Here is a 20,878-nt window from a genome sequence, read left to right as displayed (position 1 = left end):
AGGAGCGGGAGCGGGGGTCTGGGGCGGAGCCTCCGAAGGGAGCCCACCGCCGCGGGGTTCACCGCCCCCGCAAATGCCTCACCGCTCCGTACGTCCGTGCCAGCGCCGCCGTCGACTCCGCGTACGACTTCTGCGCCACCCCCACGAAGAGGCAGTCCACCACCGCGAGTTGCGCTATCCGCGAGGCGGTCGCCCCCGACCGGAACGGCATCTCGCGCACCGCGGTGGTGAGCACCAGGTCCGCGCACTCCGCCATGGGCGACCGCGCGAAGTTCGTCAGCGCGATCGTCGTCGCCCCCCGCTCCCCCGCCGCCTGCAAGGGCTCCAGCGTGTCGACGGTGGACCCGGTGTGCGAGATCCCGATCGCCACGTCCCCCTCGCCGAGCAGCGCGCTCGCGGTGAGCGCCGCATGGCCGTCCGTCCAGACGAAGGCCATGTGCCCGATGCGGTGCAGCTTCTGGTGGAGGTCGCCGCCGACGAAGCCGCTCGCCCCGAGCCCGAAGATGTCGATGCGCCGCGCCGCCGCCACCGCGTCCACGGCCCGCGCGAGGACGTCGAGGTCGAGCTGCGCCCTGGTGTCCTCCAGGGTCCCCGACTCGTTGTAGATGATCTTGTCGACGACCTGGGCGAGCGAGTCCTCCTCGCTGATGTCGCCCTTCGTCGCCCACTGCGAGTCCTTGTTGCGCACGTCCTCGCGCGCGGCGGCCGAGGCGAGCGCGATCCGGAGCTGGGGGTAGTTGCGCAGCCCGATGGCGCGGCAGAAGCGCATGACGGTCGTGACGGAGGTGCGCGCCTGGCCCGCGAGGTTCGTCGAGGACATGCGCGCGGCGGCGGCGGGATCGTCCAGGACCGCGGCGGCGACGCGCTGTTCGGCGGGCTGGAGCGTCGGCACGGCCGCCCGGATACGTACCAGTACGTCCGCTGCCCGCCCCGCCTGCTCGGCGGACTCCGGGGCGTGCGGAGGCCGTTCGCTCATGGATTCCTCCTGGTGGCTGAGGGGTCAGCGTAACCGCCTCCATGTCAAAAACTAACGCTCGCATCACATCCACTGTTACTTATTGACGCGCTCGTTACCTCTCTCCATACTTGGCGCATCACCGCAGCTCATATGCGGTCGTTCGAGAGGGCAGCCCCCGGGCACGCCCGGTTTCGGGGGGCTTCCCCGTGCCCGAGGCAGCCCGTCCTCACCGGCTTCCGCCAGAGCCCGCCCTCTCGCCGCGTCAAGGGAGACACACCTCGATGAGACTCATACGCACGGCAGGCGTCGCCGCCCTCGCCGCCTCCGCCCTGGTGCTGACCGCCTGCGGGAACGACGGAAGCTCCGGCGGCTCCTCCTCGGACTCCAAGGGCGGCAAGACGCTGACCTGGTGGGTCATGAAGGGCACCAACCCGGACGCCTCGACCTTCTACGCCGCCGCGAAGAAGGAGTTCAAGAAGCGCACGGGCGCGAGCCTCAAGATCCAGGAGATCCAGTGGGCCGACGCCCACGACCGCCTGGTCCGCGCCTTCGCCTCCGGCGACGGCCCCGACGTGTCCGAGATCGGCACGACGTGGACCCCCGAGTTCGCCGCCGCGGGCGGTCTCACCGACGTCACGGCGAAGCTCGACAAGTCCGGCCTCGGCAAGGACCTCGTCCCCGCCCTGAAGGCATCGGCCACGTACAACGGCAAGCAGTACGGCGTCGGCTGGTACGCGGGCGTGCGCTCGATCATCTACCGCAAGGACGTCTTCGAGAAGCACAAGCTGTCGGTCCCGAAGAACTGGGACGAGCTGGAGCAGACCGTCAAGACGCTGAAGAAGGAGGAGCCGAAGCTCATGCCGCTGCCCGTCGCGGGCGACGCGGCGTACGCCACGATCCCCTTCGTGTGGGGCGCGGGCGGCGAGCTGGCCACCGAGCAGGGCGGCAAGTGGACCGGCACCATCGACTCGAAGGAGTCGAAGGCGGGCCTGGACTTCTACACGGGCCTCGCGCTCAAGGACAAGTCCTCCAGCGTCGGCGCCACCACCTGGCGCGAGACCGACGTCCTCGACTCCTTCGTCAAGGGCAAGTCGGCCATGGTGATCCAGGGCAACTGGACCCCGAAGACGGCGATCGCGGGCGACCCCTCGCTCAAGGAGAAGATCGGCGCCTTCCCGATCCCGGGCAAGGACGGCGGCATCAACCCGGCCGTCCTCGGCGGCTCCAACCTCGCCATCCTCAAGACGAGCAAGAACCAGGACCTCGCCTGGCAGTTCGTCAACATGATGACGACGAGCCAACTCGCCAAGGACTGGGCCGACCAGGCCGGCTACTTCCCGAGCACCAACTCGGCGCTCAAGCCCTTCGCCGAGAGCACCGACCCGCTCGTCAAGCCCTTCGCCGAGACGATGCTCAAGGCGGGCAAGACCCCGCCGAGCGCCCCGGGCTGGGGCACCGTCGAGGGCAACAAGACCATCCCGCAGATGGTCCAGTCCATCCTGACGGGCACCTCGGTCGACAAGGCCGCGAAGACCGCGTCCGACTCCGTCACCAAGACGCTTCAGGAGAAGTGACGTGGGGAACGTCGCCCTCCCGGACGCGCGTCCGGCAGACCCCGCCCCCGCGGCGGAGCTGCCGGGCGCGCGCCCGCCCGCGCCGCGCAGGCCGCAGCTCGTGAAGCGGCTGCGCCCCTGGCTGCTGCTCGCGGCCCCGCTGCTCGTCATCGCGGTCCTGCTGCTCTACCCGATCATCCGGGTCGTGTACCTGTCCTTCCAGACGTACGGGCTCAAGGAGATCATCTCCGGCAGGCCCCGCTTCGTCGGCCTCGACAACTACCGCGAGGTCCTCGGCGGTTCGTACCTGTGGAAGACGGTCCTGCCCAACACCGTCCTCTTCGCCGTCTTCGCGGTGCTCGGCACGATCGTCATCGGCACGCTCGTCGCGCTGCTGCTCCAGAACCTCGGACCCAAGCTGCGCGGCGTCGTCATCGGCTCCTCGCTCGTCGCCTGGGCGATGCCCGCCGTGACCGGCACCTACGTGTGGGTGTGGATCTTCGACCCGGACTCCGGGATCGTCCGCCGCGTGCTCCAGGACGTGGGGATCATCGGCCCCGAGGGCTTCAACTGGTTCACCGAACGGCTCTCGTTCTACGCGATCGCCGAACTGAACGTGATCCACCACAGCTTCCCGTTCATCGCGATCACGCTCTTCGCCGCGCTCACCACCGTGCCGCCCGAGCTGCACGAGGCGGGGCGGCTCGACGGGGCGAACGCCTGGCAGCGCTTCTGGAACATCACCTTCCCCGTGCTGCGCCCGGCCTTCGCCGTCGTGACGATCCTCTCCACGATCTGGGACTTCAAGGTCTTCACGCAGATCTACCTCATGCCGGGCGGCGCCGGGACCAACCCCGACGTGCTCAACCTGGGCGTGTGGTCGTACTCGAAGGCCATCGTCCAGAACGAGTACGGGCTCGGCGCCTCGATCGCCGTCCTGCTCACCGTAGTCCTGCTGGTGATCACCGCGGTCTACCTGCGGATGCTGTTCAAGGAGGATGAGCTGCGATGAGCGCGTCTGTCACCGCCCCGCGCACCGCCGTGGCCCAGGGCACCCCGAAGGGCCCGCGCCGCGGCTGGGCGAGGACAGGGAAGTACGCGGCGGTCGTCGCGCTCCTCGTCTTCACCCTCTTCCCCGTCTGGTTCATGCTCTCGACGGCCCTCAACGGCCGCGCCAGCTCCGGCACCGACGCGCTCTTCCCGACCCACCTCACCTTCGAGCACTTCACGAAGGCCCTGGGCGACGGCGGCTTCGGCACCTTCATGCTGAACTCCGCGATCGTCACCCTCATCACGGTCGTCGCCTCCGGCATCCTCGCCCTGCTCGGCGCGGTCGCCATGGCCCGCTTCCGCTTCCGGATGCGCACGACGCTCATGGTGCTGATCCTCGTCGTGCAGATGCTCCCCGCCGAGGCCCTGGTCATCCCCCTGTTCCTTCAGATGAAGGACCTGAGGATGCTCAACTCGCTCCTCGGCCTCGCGATCGTCTACACCGCGTTCTCGCTGCCCTTCGCGATCTGGAACCTGCGCGGCTTCGTCGCGGCGGTCCCGGTCGAGGTCGAGGAGGCCGCGTACGTGGACGGCGCCTCGTGGTGGCGCATGTTCCGCTCCGTGCTGCTGCCGCTCGTGACGCCGGGGCTCATCGCGACGAGCGCCTTCGCCTTCGTCATGGCGTGGGAGGAGTTCACCTTCGCGCTCACCTTCATGTCGGACGAGAACATGATGACCGTGGGCGTGGGCCTGCAGCAGTTCCTCGGCAAGAACACCAACGACTGGGGCGGCCTCATGGCCGCGTCCACGCTCGTGACGATCCCGGTCATGGTCGTCTTCGTGCTCGCCCAGCGCCGGCTGACCTCCGGCCTCGTCTCCGGAGCCGTGAAGTGACACAGGCCGACCGGGCGGTGCGCCGCCTCGCGCACACCGTCCTCATGCCGGGCTTCGGCGGCACGGGGACGAGCGGGCCACCCGCGTGGCTGCTCACCGCGATCGGCGAGGGCCTCGGCTCCGTCTGCTGGTTCGGGCACAACGTCACGGACCGCGCGGGGACGGCCGCCCTCGCGGCGCGCCTCCACGCGGCCGGTGACGTGCTCGTCGCGCTCGACGAGGAGGGCGGCACCGTCACGCGCCTGCACGTCGCCGAGGGCTCCCCGCACGCGGGGGCCGCGAGCCTCGGCCACGCCGACGACCCCGCGCTGACCGCCGCCGTCGCGCGGTCGATCGCACAGGAGGTACGGGCGTACGGCGCCGACCTCGTCCTCGGCCCCGTCGCGGACGTCAACGCCGACCCGGCCAACCCGGTCATCGGCGTCCGCTCCTACGGCGCGGACCCGCACCTCGTCGGGCGGCACGCCGCCGCCTTCGTCGAGGCCGCGCAGGCCGAGGGCGTCGCCGCCTGCGCCAAGCACTTCCCGGGCCACGGGGACACGAAGACCGACACGCACGCGGGACTCGCGGTCGTCGACGTGAGCCCCGAGACGCTGCGCGCCCGCGAACTCGTCCCCTTCGCCGCCGCCGTCGCGGCGGGCGCCAAGGCGATCATGACCGCGCACATCGTCTTCCCCGCGCTCGACGACGCGCCCGCGACCCTGAGCCCGGCGGTCCTGCGCCTGCTGCGCGAGGAACTCGGCTTCACCGGCGTCGTCGTCTCGGACGCGATCGACATGCGCGCCATCAGCCGCACCATCGGCTTCGCCGAGGGCGTCGTGCGCACCCTCGCGGCGGGCGTCGACCTCGTCTGCCTCGGGAACCCGGGGATGCCGCTCGGCGGCGACGCCGCCGACTCCGACGACGGCGAGCGCGACTTCCGCACGGCGCTCGACGCGATCCTCAGCGCCGTCGCGGACGGCCGCCTGCCCCGCGCCCGCCTGGAGGAGGCCGCCGCGCGCGTACGGGACCTCGCGGCGTGGAGCGCCCGGCACCGTACCGCCCCGGTCGACGAGGCCGTCCTCGCCGCCGGTCACACGGCGAGCGCCGACGCCGCCCGCCGGGCCCTGAGCACGCGCGGCGACGTCGCGGGCGCCCTGCGCGGCCCCGTGCGCCTCGTCGACGCGCGCCGCCGCCGCAACATCGCGAGCGGCAGGCTCGGCGACCACGTCGCGGACACCCTCCTCGCGCGCCTGCCCGGCTCGACGCTCACGGCGGTCTTCACGCGCGGCGCCGCGACCGAGGGGCGCGTCACCGAGGAGACGGCGGACGGGCCCGTTCTCCCGGAGGCCGCCGACGTGGTCCTCGTCGGCACACCGCACGCCGACCCCGAGCAGGCGAGGGCGCTCGACGCGCTCCTCGACGCCCACCCGGACGCGCTCGTCGTGTGCCTCGGCTGGCCCGCCGGTCCCGGCGACCTGCCCCGCGCCCGGCGGATCGTCTTCACGTACGGCGACGCGCGCCCCAACGCCGAGGCCCTCGCGGACCTGCTCACGGGCGCGTGAGTACGTACCGGCCCGCCCGACATGCGACCCAAGTGAATCCGTGCACAAGCGACCGCCTAGCATGAACGCCGTGCCGAAAATGACTGCCGCGCACCTCTCCGAGGCCGCACGCAATCCGCTCGCCTTCATCGCCGCCCGCTACACGCCGCGCCGGCGGACCGTGGAGCGGGCCGCGCTGCTCGCCCTGATGATGACCGTCGTCATCGTCGTGACCGGCGGCGCGGTGCGGCTCACCGGGTCCGGGCTCGGCTGCCCGACCTGGCCGCAGTGCACGGACACCTCGCTCACGACGACCCGCGAGATGGGGTTCCACGGGGTCATCGAGTTCGGCAACCGGATGCTGACGTACGTGCTGTGCGCCGCCGTCGGCTGGGCGATCATCGCCGCGCGCGCGGCGAAACCGCGCCGCCGCTCGCTCACCCGGCTCGGCTGGACGCAGTTCTGGCTCGTCATGGGCAACGCGGTGCTGGGCGGCATCGTCGTGCTCGTCGGCCTCAACCCGTACACGGTCGCGGCGCACTTCCTGCTCTCCTCGGCGCTCATCGCGGTCGCCGCGCTCATGTGGCAGCGCAGCCGCGAGGGCGACGCGGCACCGCGCCCGCTCGCCGGGCCCAAGGTCGTCCGCCTCGCGTGGGTCCTCGTCGTCGTGACGGCGCTCCTCATCGCGGTCGGCACCCTCGTCACCGGAACCGGTCCGCACGCGGGCGACTCCTCGGACGTGCCGCGCATGTCGCTGGAGTGGCTCGGCGGCTGGACGGGCACCGCGCGCGTCCACGCCGCCCTCGCCTGGGCGACGTGCCTCCTGACGGCCGCGCTGTGGGGCGTCCTCAAGGCGGTGGACGCGCCCGCCGGACCGCGCAACAAGGCCGGCATCCTCTTCCTGGTCCTCATGGCCCAGGGCGCCATCGGCTACGTGCAGTACTTCACCGACCTGCCGGAAATCCTCGTCGGCACCCACATGCTCGGCTCGACCCTCGTGTGGATCGGCGTCCTCCGCGTCCTCCTCGCCCTGCGCGAGCGCCCCGTCACGGAGCCGGGCGGCGAGCCGCTGCGTGGCATGGACGCGACGGGCAACTCGCAGCTCACGGCGGCGTAGCCCCCGCGCGGGGCTCACTCCTCCAGTCCGTACACCCGCCGCGCGTTCCCGGCCCCGAGCAGCCCCGCGACCCGCTCCCCGTCCCGCGCGCTCCACGCGCCCTCGACGACCCACGCCCCGAGCACCCGCCGCAGCGCCTCGCGGAACTGCCGGGCCGCGACGACGTGCAGTTCGGGCAGGCCGCGCGCGCCGCTCGAATAGAGGAGCTTCCCGAAGGGGGCCAGCTCCAGGAACTCCGCGAGCAGCCCGGCGGCCCGCGCCCCCGTGCCGCTGAGCGCGGGGCCCAGGTCCACGTGGACGTGCGCGTGCAGGCCCGCGAGACGGGCGGCGGGGCGGTGGTAGGGGTAGCCGGGGAGCAGCACGAGCGGGGTGCCGAGGCCCGCCGTCGCGGCGGCGAAGGCGGCGAGCGCGCCCGGTTCGGGCGGGGACTCGCCGGTGTGGAGCTGGAGCGGCCGGCCCGAGGAGAGCGCGAGCCACAGCAGGTGCGCCCCGAGCAGCGGGGAGGGGCCCGCCGGGTCGACGGGGCCCGCGCTGCCCGGCGGGCGCTGCCTGGCGGCGAGCCAGGCACCCGCGGCGGCCCGTACCTCGACGGGCGACGGCGGCTCGGGGAGCAGCGGGACGCGGCGCAGGGGCGGGGTCACGGAGGCGAAGGCGACGGCGGTCGCGGCGGCGCCGTGCACGGACTCGGCGAGGTGGCGCAGGAAGGACTCGACGCTGCCCGAGGTGTCGGCGGTCTGTTCGGCGAGCTGTTCGAGCCGCACGATCTCGCGGGCGCGCGCGTCGGCGGTCGCGGCGAGTTCGCCCGGCGGCGTGAGGCCGAGCGGCGGACCGGTGTCGACGAGGTACGTGCCCGTGCCGCTGCCGCGCAGCAGGCGCCGCTCCGTCTCCAGGGCGCCCAGCTCCCTGCGCCTCGCGAGGTAGTGCGCGGGCGGGCTGTGCGGGGCGAGGCCGAGCAGCGGGGGGCACCAGCGGCGCAGCGCGAAGCCGGTCTGGGTGTCGAAGAAGGTCGTCCCGGCGGCGGGCGCCCGGCCCCCGGGCCCGAGCAGCGCCTCGAACGTGCCGAGGCCCAGCTCCTCACGGCGGACCCCCTGGCAGTACTGATCCACGAGCGGCGGCGTCTCGATCACGGGGACCCCCGGGGCCATCCGGCGCCCGGACTGTCCGAGCGGCCTTCAGGGGGTCTAACGGGAAGAAAAGCCAGCGGTGTCGCCCAATTCCAGCCCCTCCGGCGTTGGAGGAGCGGGGCCGGGGCGAAGCCCCATGAGCAGCCCCTCCGGCGTTTGAGGAGCGGGGCCCGGGGCGGAGCCCCGAAACCCCCGGGAAGGGCACCTTCACGCGGAAGGGCTCACCCGCCGACCTGAATCCCCGCCATCCGCTTCCACTCGTACGGCCCCGTCCGCACCTTCGCCGCGAAGTCCCCGTCGAACTCGTCGTGCAGCGTGATCCCGGCCCGCTCCACCGCGTTCCGCGCGAGCGCCGCGTCGTGGGCGAAGAGGTCCCCCCACCGTCCGTCCTCCCCCACGAGCACGATCCGCGTCCCGCGCTGCCCGACGTAGGCGAGCTGCCCCTGCGCACCCCCGTGCCGCCGCGCGAAGGAGCCGATCTGCTTGGCGAGCCGCGCCGCCCTGCGCTCCAGGCGCGCGGCCTGCCGCTTGTCGGCACCGGTGGTCGCGGCGTCGCCCGCCGCGGACTCGCTCTGCTCAGTGTTCTCAGCCATACCTCGCATGCTACCCACGAGTAGGCCCCGGTACGACAAGAGGCCCCGCCGTCCGGAGGGGGACGACGGGGCCACCTGATCGCGCGCCCGGGACGGGCTCAGCGCAGGAACGGGTCGATCGCGACGGCGACGAAGAGGATCGACACGTACGTGATCGACCAGTGGAACAGGCGCATCTCCTTGAGCTTCGCGCCCGTGATCTCGCCCTTGGCGCGGTGGAGGAGCCCGTGCGCCTCCCACAGCCAGTAGCCGCCGGACAGGAGCGCGACGACCGTGTAGAACCAGCCGGTGTAGCCGAGCACGGTGAGCAGGAGCGAGACCGCGACCATGACCCAGCTGTAGAGCACGATCTGCCGGGCGACGACCTTGTTCCCCGCGATGACCGGGAGCATCGGCACGTTGACGCGGGCGTAGTCGTCCTTGACCCGCATCGACAGCGGCCAGTAATGCGGCGGCGTCCAGAAGAAGATGACGAGGAAGAGGATGACGGCGGCCCAGGAGACCGAGTTCGTGACGGCGGACCAGCCGATGAGGACCGGCATGCAGCCCGCGACCCCGCCCCACACGATGTTCTGCGCGGTGCGGCGCTTGAGGATCATCGTGTAGCCGACGACGTACAGGAGGATCGCGCCGAGCGAGAGCGCGGCCGAGAGCCAGTTGACGAGGAGGCCGAACCACAGCGTGGAGACCACCGCCAGGCCGAGGCCGAAGACGAGTCCCTCGCGAGGCGAGATGAGCCCGGTGACCAGTGGCCGCTGCGACGTACGGTCCATCAGGGCGTCGATGTCGCGGTCGTACCACATGTTGAGCGCGTTGGCGCCGCCCGCGGAGAGGTAGCCGCCGAAGCACGTCACGAAGACGAGCCACAGGTCGGGCACGCCCTGTTCCGCGAGGAACATGACCGGCACGGTCGTGATGAGCAGCAGCTCGATGATCCGCGGTTTGGTCAGCGCCACGAAGCCCTTGAGCCGGGCCCCGGTCGGCCGCCGGCCCGTGCTCGTCCCGAGCGCTCCCGCTGGACGGGATTCAACGGCCGTCACGCACACCCCTGACAGAGACTTTTCTCAAGCGAGCCCACAAGAGTGTCCGGATTGGCGCCGGAAAGGGGGGCTCACGCGTACCACGCCACTCTAGACGGCCCCCCTCTTCGCCCCTTCGCGGGGGTCGCTCGTGTTGGGCATCCCGCGCGCGTGTGCGAGCGCGCCCCGCGGGGACGGGCACGGGTCCCGCGACGCCGTCCGCACGCGCACGGAGCGGCCCCTTCGGTGACGCTCGGTCGCCCCGCGCGGGGCCCGGCGCGGATGAGCGCGCGGGCGCACGGGCGGGCGCTGGAATGAGCGTGTCCCGGCACAGATGTCGCGGTGTGCCATGGAGGCTTTCCGGGCAGGCGGGACAAGGGTTGTGGGGCTTCGGGAGGCGGAACCGGCCCGTCTTCGGCACCCTGGGAATCAGGCGCGGAGACGCGGACGTTTCCAGGGGTAGGCTCGACGCCGTCCGGTGTACGCAAAGTCACCGGCATTCGACATGTGGAGAGGAGCCCTGACTCAGGGTGAGCACCAAGCCGACCACCACAGATTTCGAGTGGACCGAACTGGATCAGCGGGCCGTAGACACCGCGCGTGTACTGGCCGCGGACGCCGTGCAGAAGGTCGGCAACGGCCATCCCGGTACGGCGATGAGCCTGGCCCCGGCCGCGTACACCCTCTTCCAGAAGGTGATGCGGCACGACCCCGCCGACCCGGACTGGACCGGGCGCGACCGTTTCGTGCTGTCCGCGGGACACTCCTCGCTCACGCTCTACACGCAGCTCTACCTGGCCGGTTTCGGCCTGGAGCTCGCGGACCTGGAAGCCTTCCGCACCTGGGGCTCGAAGACCCCCGGGCACCCGGAGTACGGGCACACCAAGGGCGTCGAGACGACGACCGGGCCGCTCGGCCAGGGCGTGGCCAACGCCGTGGGCATGGCGATGGCCGCCCGGTACGAGCGCGGGCTCTTCGACCCCGACGCGCCGCGCGGCACCTCGCCGTTCGACCACCACATCTACGCGATCGCCGGGGACGGCTGCCTCCAGGAGGGCATCTCCGCCGAGGCGTCCTCGCTCGCGGGCCACCAGAAGCTCGGCAACCTCATCCTGCTGTGGGACGACAACCACATCTCGATCGAGGGCGACACCGAGACGGCCGTCTCCGAGGAGACCACCAAGCGCTACGAGGCGTACGGCTGGCACGTGCAGCGCGTCGAGCCGAAGGCCGACGGCGACCTGGACCCGGCCGCCCTCTACGCCGCGATCGAGGCCGCGAAGGCCGAGACGGAGCGCCCCTCCTTCATCGCGATGCGCTCGATCATCGCCTGGCCGGCCCCGCACGCGCAGAACACCGAGGCCGCGCACGGCTCGGCGCTCGGCGAGGAGGAGGTCGCCGCGACCAAGCGCGTCCTCGGCTTCGACCCCGAGAAGCACTTCGACGTCGCGGACGAGGTCCTCGCGCACACCCGCGGGGCCCTGGAGCGCGGCAAGGCGCAGCGCGCCGAGTGGGAGAAGGGCTTCGCCGACTGGCGCGCCGCCCACCCCGAGCACGCCGCGCGCTTCGACCGCGTCGCCGCGACCGAGCTGCCCGAGGGCTGGGAGGAGCACCTCCCCGTCTTCGAGACCGGCACCTCGCTCGCCACGCGCGCCGCCTCCGGCAAGATCCTCCAGGCGCTCGGCCCGGTGATCCCCGAGCTGTGGGGCGGCTCCGCCGACCTCGCGGGCTCGAACAACACGACGATCGACAAGACGTCGTCGTTCCTCCCCGAGGGCAACCCGCTCCCCGAGGCCGACCCGTACGGCCGTACGGTGCACTTCGGTATCCGCGAGCACGCGATGGCCGCCGAGCTGAACGGCATCACGCTGCACGGCAACACGCGCGCCTTCGGGGGGACGTTCCTGACGTTCTCCGACTACATGCGCAACGCGGTCCGCCTCTCCGCGCTCATGACGCTGCCGGTCACGTACGTCTTCACGCACGACTCGATCGGCCTCGGCGAGGACGGCCCGACGCACCAGCCGGTCGAGCACGTCGCCTCGCTGCGCGCCATCCCCGGCCTCCACGTGGTCCGCCCGGCCGACGCGAACGAGACCGCGATCGCGTGGCGCGAGGTCCTGCGCCGCTACACGAAGGTCTACGGCGAGGGCCACCCGCACGCGCTGATCCTCACCCGGCAGGGCGTGCCCACGTACGCGCCGAACGAGGACGCGGCCAAGGGCGGCTACGTCCTGCTCGACGCCGAGGACGCCGAGGGGAGGACCGTCACCCCCGACGTCGTCCTCATCGGGACCGGCTCCGAGGTGCAGCTCGCCGTCGAGGCGCGTGAGCTGCTCCGCGCCCAGGGTGTCGCCGCGCGTGTCGTGTCGATGCCCTCGGTCGAGTGGTTCGAGGAGCAGGACGCCGGGTACCGGGAGTCCGTGCTCCCCGCCGCCGTCAAGGCGCGCGTCGCGGTCGAGGCCGGTATCGGCCTGACCTGGCACCGCTTCGTGGGCGACGCGGGCCGCATCGTCTCGCTGGAGCACTTCGGTGCCTCGGCGGACGGCAAGCTGCTGTTCCGCGAGTACGGCTTCACCGGCGAGGCGGTCGCCGCCGCCGCGCGGGAATCCCTCGACGCCGCCCGGCGCTGACGCGAACAGACACTCTCTACGAGGAGATGCAATTTCCATGACAGACGCACTCAAGCGCCTCTCCGACGCAGGCGTCGCGATCTGGCTGGACGACCTGTCGCGCAAGCGCATCACGTCCGGCAACCTGAGCGAGCTGATCGACGACCAGCACGTCGTGGGTGTCACGACCAACCCGTCGATCTTCCAGAAGGCGATCTCGCAGGGCGACGGCTACGACACCCAGCTCGCCGACCTCGCCTCGCGCCGCGTCACGGTGGAGGAGGCGATCCGCATGATCACCACCGCCGACGTCCGTGACGCCGCCGACGTGCTGCGCCCCGTCTTCGACAGGAGCGGCGGCACCGACGGCCGGGTCTCCATCGAGGTGGACCCGCGGCTCGCGCACAACACGCGGGCCACGACCGCCGAGGCCAAGCAGCTCGCGTGGCTGGTGGACCGCCCCAACACGTTCATCAAGATCCCGGCGACGGAAGCCGGCCTCCCGGCGATCACCGAGGTCATCGGCCGGGGCATCAGCGTCAACGTGACGCTGATCTTCTCGCTGGAGCGCTACCGCCTCGTGATGGACGCCTACCTCGCGGGCCTGGAGAAGGCGAAGGCCGCGGGGCTGGACCTCTCCAAGATCCACTCGGTGGCCTCCTTCTTCGTCTCGCGCGTCGACACCGAGATCGACAAGCGTCTCGACGCCATCGGCACCGACGAGGCCAAGGCCGCCAAGGGCAAGGCCGCCGTCGCCAACGCGCGCCTCGCCTACCAGGCGTACGAGGAGGTCTTCTCCTCCGAGCGCTGGGCCGCCCTCGACAAGGCGCACGCGAACAAGCAGCGCCCGCTGTGGGCCTCGACCGGCGTCAAGGACCCGGCGCTGCCCGACACGCTGTACGTCGACGCGCTCGTCGCGCCGAACACGGTGAACACCATGCCCGAGGCGACCCTGGAGGCCGTGGGCGACCACGGCGAGATCACCGGGAACACGATCGCCGGGACGTACGAGGACGCGCAGGCCGTCATCGACGGGCTCGCGAAGTTCGGCATCTCGTACGACGAGGTGGTGGACCTCCTGGAGAGGGAAGGCGTCGACAAGTTCGAGGTCTCCTGGAACGACCTGCTCAAGTCGACCGAGGCGGAGCTCAAGCGCCTCGCCCCCTCGGAGGGCTGATCACCTTGACCGCACAGCACGGAGCCAACCCGCTCCGTGACGCCGCGGACCGACGGCTCCCGCGTATCGCGGGGCCGTCGGGCCTGGTCATCTTCGGCGTCACGGGGGACCTCTCGCGCAAGAAGCTGATGCCGGCCGTCTACGACCTGGCCAACCGCGGCCTGCTGCCGCCGGGCTTCTCCCTCATCGGCTTCGCGCGCCGCGACTGGGAGGACGAGGACTTCGCCCAGGTCGTGCACGACGCGGTGAAGGAACACGCCCGCACGCCGTTCCGCGAGGAGGTCTGGCAGCAGCTCTTCCAGGGCATGCGCTTCGTCCAGGGCGCCTTCGACGACGACCAGGCGTTCGAGACCCTCAAGGCCACGATCGACGAACTCGACAAGGCACAGGGCACGGGCGGCAACTTCGCCTTCTACCTCTCGGTGCCGCCGAAGTTCTTCCCCGACGTCGTTCAGCAGCTCAAGAAGCACGGCCTCGCCGACGCCCCCGAGGGCGCCTGGCGGCGCGCGGTCATCGAGAAGCCCTTCGGGCACGACCTCGCCTCGGCCAAGGAGCTGAACGCGATCGTCCACGAGGTCTTCGACCCCGACCAGGTCTTCCGCATCGACCACTACCTCGGCAAGGAGACCGTCCAGAACATCCTGGCGCTCCGCTTCGCCAACCAGATGTTCGAGCCGATCTGGAACCGCTCGTACGTCGACCACGTGCAGATCACGATGGCCGAGGACATCGGCATCGGTGGCCGCGCCGGCTACTACGACGGCATCGGCGCCGCCCGCGACGTCATCCAGAACCACCTGCTCCAGCTCATGGCGCTCACCGCCATGGAGGAGCCCGCCTCCTTCGACGCCGACGCGCTCGTCGCGGAGAAGACGAAGGTGCTGCGCGCCGTGCGCCTCCCGGCCGACCTCGGCCGCGACACCGTGCGCGGGCAGTACGCGGCGGGCTGGCAGGGCGGCGAGCGGGCCGTGGGCTACCTCGAAGAGGACGGCATCGACCCCAAGTCGAAGACCGACACCTACGCGGCGATCAAGGTCGGCGTCGACAACCGCCGCTGGGCAGGGGTGCCGTTCTACCTGCGCACCGGCAAGCGCCTCGGCCGCCGCGTCACCGAGATCGCGGTCGTCTTCCAGCGCGCCCCGCACTCCCCCTTCGACCAGACGGCCACGGAGGAGCTGGGGCAGAACGCCCTGGTCATCCGCGTGCAGCCGGACGAGGGCGTGACGGTGCGCTTCGGCTCGAAGGTCCCCGGCACCTCGATGGAGGTACGGGACGTGTCGATGGACTTCGCGTACGGCGAGTCCTTCACCGAGTCGAGCCCCGAGGCGTACGAGCGGCTCATCCTCGACGTCCTCCTCGGCGACGCGAACCTCTTCCCGCGCACGGAGGAGGTCGAGTTGTCCTGGAAGATCCTCGACCCCATCGAGGAGCACTGGAACCGCCACGGCAAGCCCGCCCAGTACCCCTCGGGCACCTGGGGCCCCACCGAGGCGGACGACATGCTCCGACGCGACGGACGGAGCTGGAGGCGGCCATGAAGATCGATCTCACGGACACCACATCCAGCAAGATCAACAAGGCGCTCGTCCAGGGCCGCCGCTCGCTCGGCGCGCCCACCGTCGGCATGGTGCTGACCCTCGTCATCGTCACCGACGAGGAGAACGCCTACGACGCGCTGCGCGCCGCGCACGACGCCTCGCGGGAGCACCCCTCGCGCATCCTCGTCGTCATCAAGCGCGTCTCGCGCGGCCCCCGCGACCGCGCCACGACCCGCCTCGACGCCGAGGTCCAGCTCGGTGGCGACACCGGCAACGGCACGGGTGAGACGGTCATGCTGCGGCTGTACGGCGAGGTGGGCGACCACGCCCAGTCCGTCGTGCTCCCGCTGCTGCTCCCGGACGCGCCCGTCGTCGTGTGGTGGCCGGTGGCCGCGCCGGAGAACCCGGCGAAGGACCCGCTGGGCGCCCTCGCGCAGCGCAGGGTCACCGACGCGTACGCGGCCGAGCAGCCCATCCACGAGCTGAAGGCCCGCGCCGAGACGTACACGCCGGGTGACACCGACCTGTCGTGGACGCGCATCACGCCGTGGCGCTCGATGCTCGCGGCGGCGCTCGACCAGGTGGCCTGCGAGGTCACCTCGGTCGAGGTCGAGGGCGAGGAGTACAACCCGAGCGTCGAACTCCTCGCGATGTGGCTCGGCCACCGCCTCGCCGTCCCCGTCAAGCGCACCGCCTCGGAGGGCCCCGGGCTCACCTCGGTGCACATGGAGACGGACTGCGGCCCGGTCGTGCTCGACCGCAACGACGGCTCGCTCGCGACGCTGTCCGTCGAGGGCCAGCCGGACCGCGCGGTGGCGCTCAAGCGCCGCGAGACGGCGGAGCTGATCGCCGAGGAGCTGCGCAGGCTCGACCCGGACGACACCTACGCCGCGGCGCTCAAGTTCGGCGTCGACCGGCTCGACGAGCCGGCCGGGGCGCAGACCGCGCCGACGCCCGAGGAGGCGGCGGCGGAGGCGGCCGAGACGGCGGAGACGGGGACGGGGACACCGCAGGGCGGCACGCCCGCGGGCACGGGGGCGGCGAAGAAGACGGCGGCGCGCAGGTCCGCCAAGTCCACCGCTTCCGCGAAGAAGGCGACCACGTCATGAGCACCACGCCCGAACTCGTCGTGCACCAGGACAAGGCCGAGATGGCCGGGGCGGCGGCCGCACGGCTGATCACCCTGATCGTCGAGGCCCAGGCCGAGCACGGCAGCGCCTCGATCGCCCTCACAGGAGGCCGCAACGGCAACGGGCTGCTCGCGGCCCTCGCCGAGGAGCCGGGGCGGGACGCGATCGACTGGGGGCGCCTGGAGATCTGGTGGAGCGACGAGCGCTACCTGCCCGACGGCGACCCCGAGCGCAACGCGACGCAGGCGCGCGAGGCACTGCTCGCGCGGGTGCCGCTCGACCCGGGCCAGGTCCACGAGATGCCGGCCTCGGACGGCCCGTACGAGCCGGACGCGGCGGCGCAGGTCTACGCGGCCGAACTCGCCGACGCGGCCTCGCGGGCCGGTCAGCACGGGGCCGTCCCCGCGTTCGACGTGCTCCTGCTCGGCGTCGGCCCGGACACGCACGTGGCCTCGCTCTTCCCGGAGCTGCCGGGCGTGCGCGAGCAGGACCGCTCGGTCATCGCGGTCCACGGGGCCCCGAAGCCCCCGCCGACCCGCCTCTCGCTGACCCTGCCCGCGATCCGCGCGGCCCGCGAGGTCTGGCTCCTGGCGGCGGGCGAGGACAAGGCCGAGGCGGTCCGGATCGCCCTCTCGGGCGCGGGCGAGCTCCAGGCCCCCGCCGCGGGCGCCTACGGCACCCGCCGCACCCTGTGGCTCCTCGACACGGACGCGGCCTCGAAGCTGCCGCCGGAGATGTACCGCACGGACGTCGCCTGAGCGACACGGACGGCTGACGTCGCCCGAGCGACACCGACGGCTGAAGGCCCGCCCCGGACTACCCGGGTGCGGGCCTTCGTCCGTCGCGGACCCAGGGCGCCTGTGCCTCAGGCCGCCGAGGACGCGTACGCGGCCCGCGTCCCCGCCTCGCCCAGCCGGTACCCGCCTGCCGTCCCGCTCGCGCGTCAGCACCCGGTACTCGACGCAGTAGCGGCGCAGCGCCGACGGGTCCCCGCTGTAGCGCGCGAGCGTCTCGCTGACCTCGTCCTCCGTGCAGGCGCGGTCCGGCCGGAACTCGGCCTCCGCGAGACGCGTCAGCGGCTCGGCGCGCGTGCGCTGTCTCGCCGGTACGGAGCCGAGGCGGCCCGCGCGGAAGTGCCCGGCCAGGTGCGGGGGCACCCACGCGGGCAGCCGCCCGGACGCCTCGGCGCCCGGTGTGCGGAAGGCCGAGGGCCGCGCGCGCAGCGTGCCGTCGCCGTCGCGGCGGACGAGACCCGCGTGCGGCAGCGGCACGAGCTGGGCGCGCGGCGCGTTCTCGACGCGCTCACCGAGGACGAGGCGGGCGAAGAGCCGCAGCCGCGCCGGGTCGGCGAGCGCTCCCAGGGCCGGACGGGTCTCCACGGGGGTCACCTCTCGTACGGGGACGGGGCGGCCCGGTCTCGCCGGACCGCCCCGCCACCGCACACGGTTTTCCCGGGGCGCGCCGTCATCGCCCGCCCCCGCACGGCCCTCAGCGCCCGCGCAGCTCCCGGTACTTCGCGACGAGCGTCTTCGTCGAGGCGTCGAGCCCCGGGACCTCGGCGCCCTCGGTGAGCGCGGGCTCGACCCGCTTGGCGAGGACCTTGCCCAGCTCGACGCCCCACTGGTCGAAGGAGTCGATGTCCCACACCGCGCCCTGCACGAAGACCTTGTGCTCGTAGAGCGCGATGAGCTGCCCGAGCACGGAGGGGCTCAGCGCGGGCGCGAGCACGGTCGTGGTCGGGTGGTTGCCCCGGAAGGTCTTGTGCGGGACGAGGTCGTCGGCGACACCCTCGGCCCGTACCTCCTCGGGGGTCTTGCCGAAGGCGAGCGCCTGCGTCTGCGCGAAGAAGTTCGCCATGAGCAGGTCGTGCTGGTCCGCGAGCTGCGGCTCCAGCTCGTCCACGGGCCGCGCGAAGCCGATGAAGTCGGCCGGGATGAGCTTCGTGCCCTGGTGGATGAGCTGGTAGTAGGCGTGCTGCCCGTTCGTGCCGGGGGTGCCCCAGACGACCGGGCCGGTCTGCCACTCCACCGGACGGCCCTCGCGGTCCACGGACTTGCCGTTGGACTCCATGTCGAGCTGCTGGAGGTAGGCGGTGAACTTGGAGAGGTAGTGGGAGTACGGGAGCACGGCGTGCGACTGCGCGTCGTGGAAGTTCCCGTACCAGATGCCGAGCAGGCCGAGGAGGAAGGGCGCGTTCTCCTCGATCGGGGCGGTGCGGAAGTGCTCGTCGATCTGGTGGAAGCCGTCGAGCATCTCCCGGAAGCGGTCCGGACCGATCGCGATCATGAGCGAGAGCCCGATCGCCGAGTCGTACGAGTACCGGCCGCCGACCCAGTCCCAGAACTCGAACATGTTGGCCGTGTCGATGCCGAAGTCCGCGACCTTCTCGGCGTTGGTCGAGAGCGCGACGAAGTGCTTGGCGACGGCCTCCTGCCCGGCGCCGAGCGCGTCGAGGAGCCAGGAGCGCGCGGAGGTCGCGTTGGTGATCGTCTCGATCGTCGTGAAGGTCTTCGAGGCGATGATGAAGAGCGTCTCGGCCGCGTCGAGGTCGTGCACGGCCTCGTGCAGGTCGGCGCCGTCGACGTTGGAGACGAAGCGCACGGTCAGCGAGCGGTCCGTGTACGGGCGCAGCACCTCGTGGGCCATCGCGGGCCCGAGGTCGGAGCCGCCGATGCCGATGTTGACGACGTTCTTGATGCGCTTGCCGGTGTGCCCGGTCCAGGCCCCGGAGCGGACCTGCTCCGCGAAGGCGGCCATCTTGTCGAGCACGGCGTGCACGGCGGGCACGACGTTCTCGCCGTCGACCTCGATGACGGCGTCGCGCGGCGCGCGCAGCGCGGTGTGGAGCACCGCGCGGTCCTCGGTCGTGTTGATCCTCTCGCCCCGGAACATGGCGTCCCGCAGCTTCTCGACGCCTGTCGCCCGCGCGAGCTGACGGAGCAGGTCGAGTGTCTCGTCCGTCACGAGGTGCTTGGAGTAGTCCAGATAGAGGTCACCGGCCGTCAGGCGGTACCGCGAGGCCCGCTCGGGATCGGCGTCGAACAGCTCCCGCAACCGCACCTCGCCGAGGGCTTCCCGGTGCTTGCCGAGAGCGTTCCACTCGGGCGTCTGGTTGAGCCTGGTCCGGCTTTCCGCGTTCATCAGGGACTTCTGCCTTCTTTCGTCCATACGTACCGCCCCGCCGGCCCCCAACCTAAACGATCAGGGGTCGCCAGAGGCGTCTTGGCCACTGCGCGATACGGGTACCCCGGCACCGCCGGTGTCCTTCTTCGTCAGCAACCGCGAGCCGTCCCCTGATTCCCCGGCCGGTCCGCCCGCCACCGCCCGCACGGCCGGGAGCAGGGCGAGGACGGAGAGCGCGAAGAACGCGGCGGCGAGGAAGGGCGGCGCGCCCGGCCCCCACCAGCGCACGACGGCCCCGCCGAGGAGCGCGCCGAACGGTGCCCCGGCGACGGCGCACGTACGGAAGGCGGCGGAGACCCGGCCGAGCAGCTCCCGTCGCACGGCGCGCTGCATGAGCGTGCGCGAGCTGACGTTCCACACCATGCCGAGGCAGCCGAAGACGGCGAAGGCGGCCCCGGCGACGAGCCCGCCGGGGGCGAGGCCGAGCACGAGGAGGCACAGGATCTGCCCGGCACCCGCGAGGAGCACGGCGCGGGCCTGGCCGAGGCGGCGCGCGAGCGGCGTGGCGAGGAGCCCGCCGCCGATCCCGCCGACCCCGTACGCCGTGAGCAGCAGGGCGTACCCGCCGTCGCCGAGGCGGAGGTGGCGACCGCTCACCAGGACGAGGGTCGCGACGAGCGAGGCGACGCCGACGTTGCAGAGTGTCGTGGCGGCGCAGAGCCCGCGCAGCACCCGGTCCCCGCCGAGCGTGCGCAGGCCGTCGCCGATCTCGGCGCGCAGCGTCGAGGCGGCCGGGCGGGGTGGTCGCGCGGGCAGGACGCGGCGCAGCGGGGCGACGAGCGCGGCGGCGAGGAGATAGCTCGCCGCGTCGGTGGCGAAGGGCAGCGCGGCGCCTCCGGCGAGGAGCAGGGGCGCGGCCGGGAGCCCGACGACGGTCTTGACGAGCTGCTGCCCGGTCATCAACCGGCTGTTGGCGCTGCCCAGTCGCTCCGGTGGGACGAGGACGGGCAGGAGGGCGGTGGCGGCGTTGTCGAAGAGGGTCTCCATGCTCGTGAGCGCGAAGGCGAGGACGAGGAGCAGCCCGATCGAGGCGTGGCCCGTCGCGACGGCGAGCGCGAAGGCCGCGACGAGCGCGCCCCGTACGAGATCCACGGCGACCATCGCGCGGCGCTGGTCGACCCGGTCGGCGAGCGCCCCGCCGAGCAGCCCGAGGAGCAGCCAGGGCAGGTATCCGCAGGCGGAGACGGCCGCGATGAGCAGCGGCTCCCGCGTGAGCGTCGTGGCGAGCAGGGGCAGCGCGGCGACCCGTACGGCGTCCCCGAACGACGACACGGCCGCCGCGCCCCACAAGCGCCCGAACCCGCCCCGCCAGGCGGGCGCGCTCCCGCGCGCCTCGCCCACCACGGTCTCCCCCACCACACGACCCCCGCCCGCTTCCGGGCCGCGCGCCACGACGCGCACGGCCTCCCGTCTGTCGCAGACCGTAACGGGCCCCACTGACAATCGCCCTGACCTGCGGGAACAGCG

Annotated in this window: 16 protein-coding genes and 1 pseudogene; 10 read left to right on the top strand and 7 right to left on the bottom strand. The window is 72.4% G+C overall.

Features of this window, described 5'->3' with window-relative positions:
• Window positions 1–58 precede the first annotated feature (58 nt).
• Window positions 59–976, bottom strand: coding sequence for a MurR/RpiR family transcriptional regulator (locus STTU_RS26455; RefSeq protein WP_007828555.1), 918 nt, complete (start codon window positions 974–976; stop codon window positions 59–61).
• A 263-nt stretch (window positions 977–1,239) separates the two neighbouring features.
• On the opposite strand from STTU_RS26455, the gene STTU_RS26450 reads away from it, so the two are divergent.
• The 5 genes from STTU_RS26450 (at window position 1,240) to STTU_RS26430 (ending at window position 7,035) form a co-directional block, all read left to right on the top strand.
• Window positions 1,240–2,532, top strand: a complete 1,293-nt coding sequence (locus tag STTU_RS26450) for a sugar ABC transporter substrate-binding protein (RefSeq protein ID WP_010261413.1) — start codon at window positions 1,240–1,242, stop codon at window positions 2,530–2,532.
• Window position 2,533: 1 nt separating this feature from the next.
• Window positions 2,534–3,523, top strand: a complete 990-nt coding sequence (locus STTU_RS26445) for a carbohydrate ABC transporter permease (RefSeq protein ID WP_007828551.1) — start codon at window positions 2,534–2,536, stop codon at window positions 3,521–3,523.
• Entirely contained in the window at window positions 3,520–4,395 is an 876-nt protein-coding gene (locus tag STTU_RS26440) for a carbohydrate ABC transporter permease (protein ID WP_052862425.1), read from the top strand. Before STTU_RS26445 ends, STTU_RS26440 begins: the two co-directional genes overlap by 4 nt.
• Window positions 4,392–5,939 (top strand): glycoside hydrolase family 3 N-terminal domain-containing protein, encoded by a 1,548-nt coding sequence (locus STTU_RS26435; protein WP_043256426.1) that lies wholly within the window; start codon window positions 4,392–4,394, stop codon window positions 5,937–5,939. Before STTU_RS26440 ends, STTU_RS26435 begins: the two co-directional genes overlap by 4 nt.
• Before the next feature lie 61 nt (window positions 5,940–6,000).
• Window positions 6,001–7,035, top strand: coding sequence for a COX15/CtaA family protein (locus tag STTU_RS26430; RefSeq protein WP_007828541.1), 1,035 nt, complete (start codon window positions 6,001–6,003; stop codon window positions 7,033–7,035).
• 14 nt (window positions 7,036–7,049) lie between these two features.
• Here STTU_RS26430 and STTU_RS26425 read toward each other — a convergent pair whose 3' ends face one another.
• The 3 genes from STTU_RS26425 to STTU_RS26415 form a co-directional block, all read right to left on the bottom strand.
• Window positions 7,050–8,162, bottom strand: a complete 1,113-nt coding sequence (locus STTU_RS26425; RefSeq protein WP_043257780.1) for an amidohydrolase — start codon at window positions 8,160–8,162, stop codon at window positions 7,050–7,052.
• A 218-nt stretch (window positions 8,163–8,380) separates the two neighbouring features.
• Window positions 8,381–8,752, bottom strand: coding sequence for a hypothetical protein (locus tag STTU_RS26420; RefSeq protein WP_043256424.1), 372 nt, complete (start codon window positions 8,750–8,752; stop codon window positions 8,381–8,383).
• 98 nt (window positions 8,753–8,850) lie between these two features.
• A complete protein-coding gene (locus STTU_RS26415) occupies window positions 8,851–9,792 on the bottom strand; it encodes a heme o synthase (RefSeq protein ID WP_007828535.1) in 942 nt (313 codons plus the stop codon).
• A gap of 509 nt (window positions 9,793–10,301) precedes the next feature.
• Here STTU_RS26415 and tkt point away from each other — a divergent pair.
• The 5 genes from tkt to pgl are packed head-to-tail and all read left to right on the top strand — an operon-like array spanning window position 10,302 to window position 16,986.
• Entirely contained in the window at window positions 10,302–12,404 is a 2,103-nt protein-coding gene (tkt, locus tag STTU_RS26410; protein ID WP_007828531.1) for a transketolase, read from the top strand.
• 37 nt (window positions 12,405–12,441) lie between these two features.
• Window positions 12,442–13,560, top strand: coding sequence for a transaldolase (tal, locus tag STTU_RS26405; RefSeq protein WP_007828530.1), 1,119 nt, complete (start codon window positions 12,442–12,444; stop codon window positions 13,558–13,560).
• A 5-nt stretch (window positions 13,561–13,565) separates the two neighbouring features.
• Entirely contained in the window at window positions 13,566–15,098 is a 1,533-nt protein-coding gene (gene zwf / locus STTU_RS26400; protein WP_007828528.1) for a glucose-6-phosphate dehydrogenase, read from the top strand.
• Window positions 15,095–16,207, top strand: a complete 1,113-nt coding sequence (opcA, locus tag STTU_RS26395; RefSeq protein WP_043256422.1) for a glucose-6-phosphate dehydrogenase assembly protein OpcA — start codon at window positions 15,095–15,097, stop codon at window positions 16,205–16,207. Before zwf ends, opcA begins: the two co-directional genes overlap by 4 nt.
• A complete protein-coding gene (gene pgl / locus STTU_RS26390) occupies window positions 16,204–16,986 on the top strand; it encodes a 6-phosphogluconolactonase (RefSeq protein WP_043256420.1) in 783 nt (260 codons plus the stop codon). The genes opcA and pgl overlap by 4 nt, the downstream gene beginning before the upstream one ends.
• 225 nt (window positions 16,987–17,211) lie before the next feature.
• On the opposite strand, the pseudogene STTU_RS35695 reads toward pgl, so the two are convergent.
• From STTU_RS35695 to STTU_RS26380, 3 genes and pseudogenes are all read right to left on the bottom strand, one after another.
• Window positions 17,212–17,385, bottom strand: a pseudogene (locus STTU_RS35695) (DUF2087 domain-containing protein); the annotation flags it as partial.
• Between the two features lie 331 nt (window positions 17,386–17,716).
• Window positions 17,717–19,369, bottom strand: coding sequence for a glucose-6-phosphate isomerase (gene pgi, locus STTU_RS26385; RefSeq protein ID WP_043256418.1), 1,653 nt, complete (start codon window positions 19,367–19,369; stop codon window positions 17,717–17,719).
• A 60-nt stretch (window positions 19,370–19,429) separates the two neighbouring features.
• Window positions 19,430–20,767, bottom strand: a complete 1,338-nt coding sequence (locus STTU_RS26380) for an MFS transporter (protein ID WP_234019321.1) — start codon at window positions 20,765–20,767, stop codon at window positions 19,430–19,432.
• Window positions 20,768–20,878: the final 111 nt, after the last annotated feature.

This window comes from Streptomyces sp. Tu6071, assembly GCF_000213055.1.
In the GTDB taxonomy this organism is placed as follows: domain Bacteria; phylum Actinomycetota; class Actinomycetes; order Streptomycetales; family Streptomycetaceae; genus Streptomyces; species Streptomyces evansiae.
Note: the sequence above shows the minus strand (reverse complement) of the source record. Positions and strands in the feature narration are given on the sequence as shown.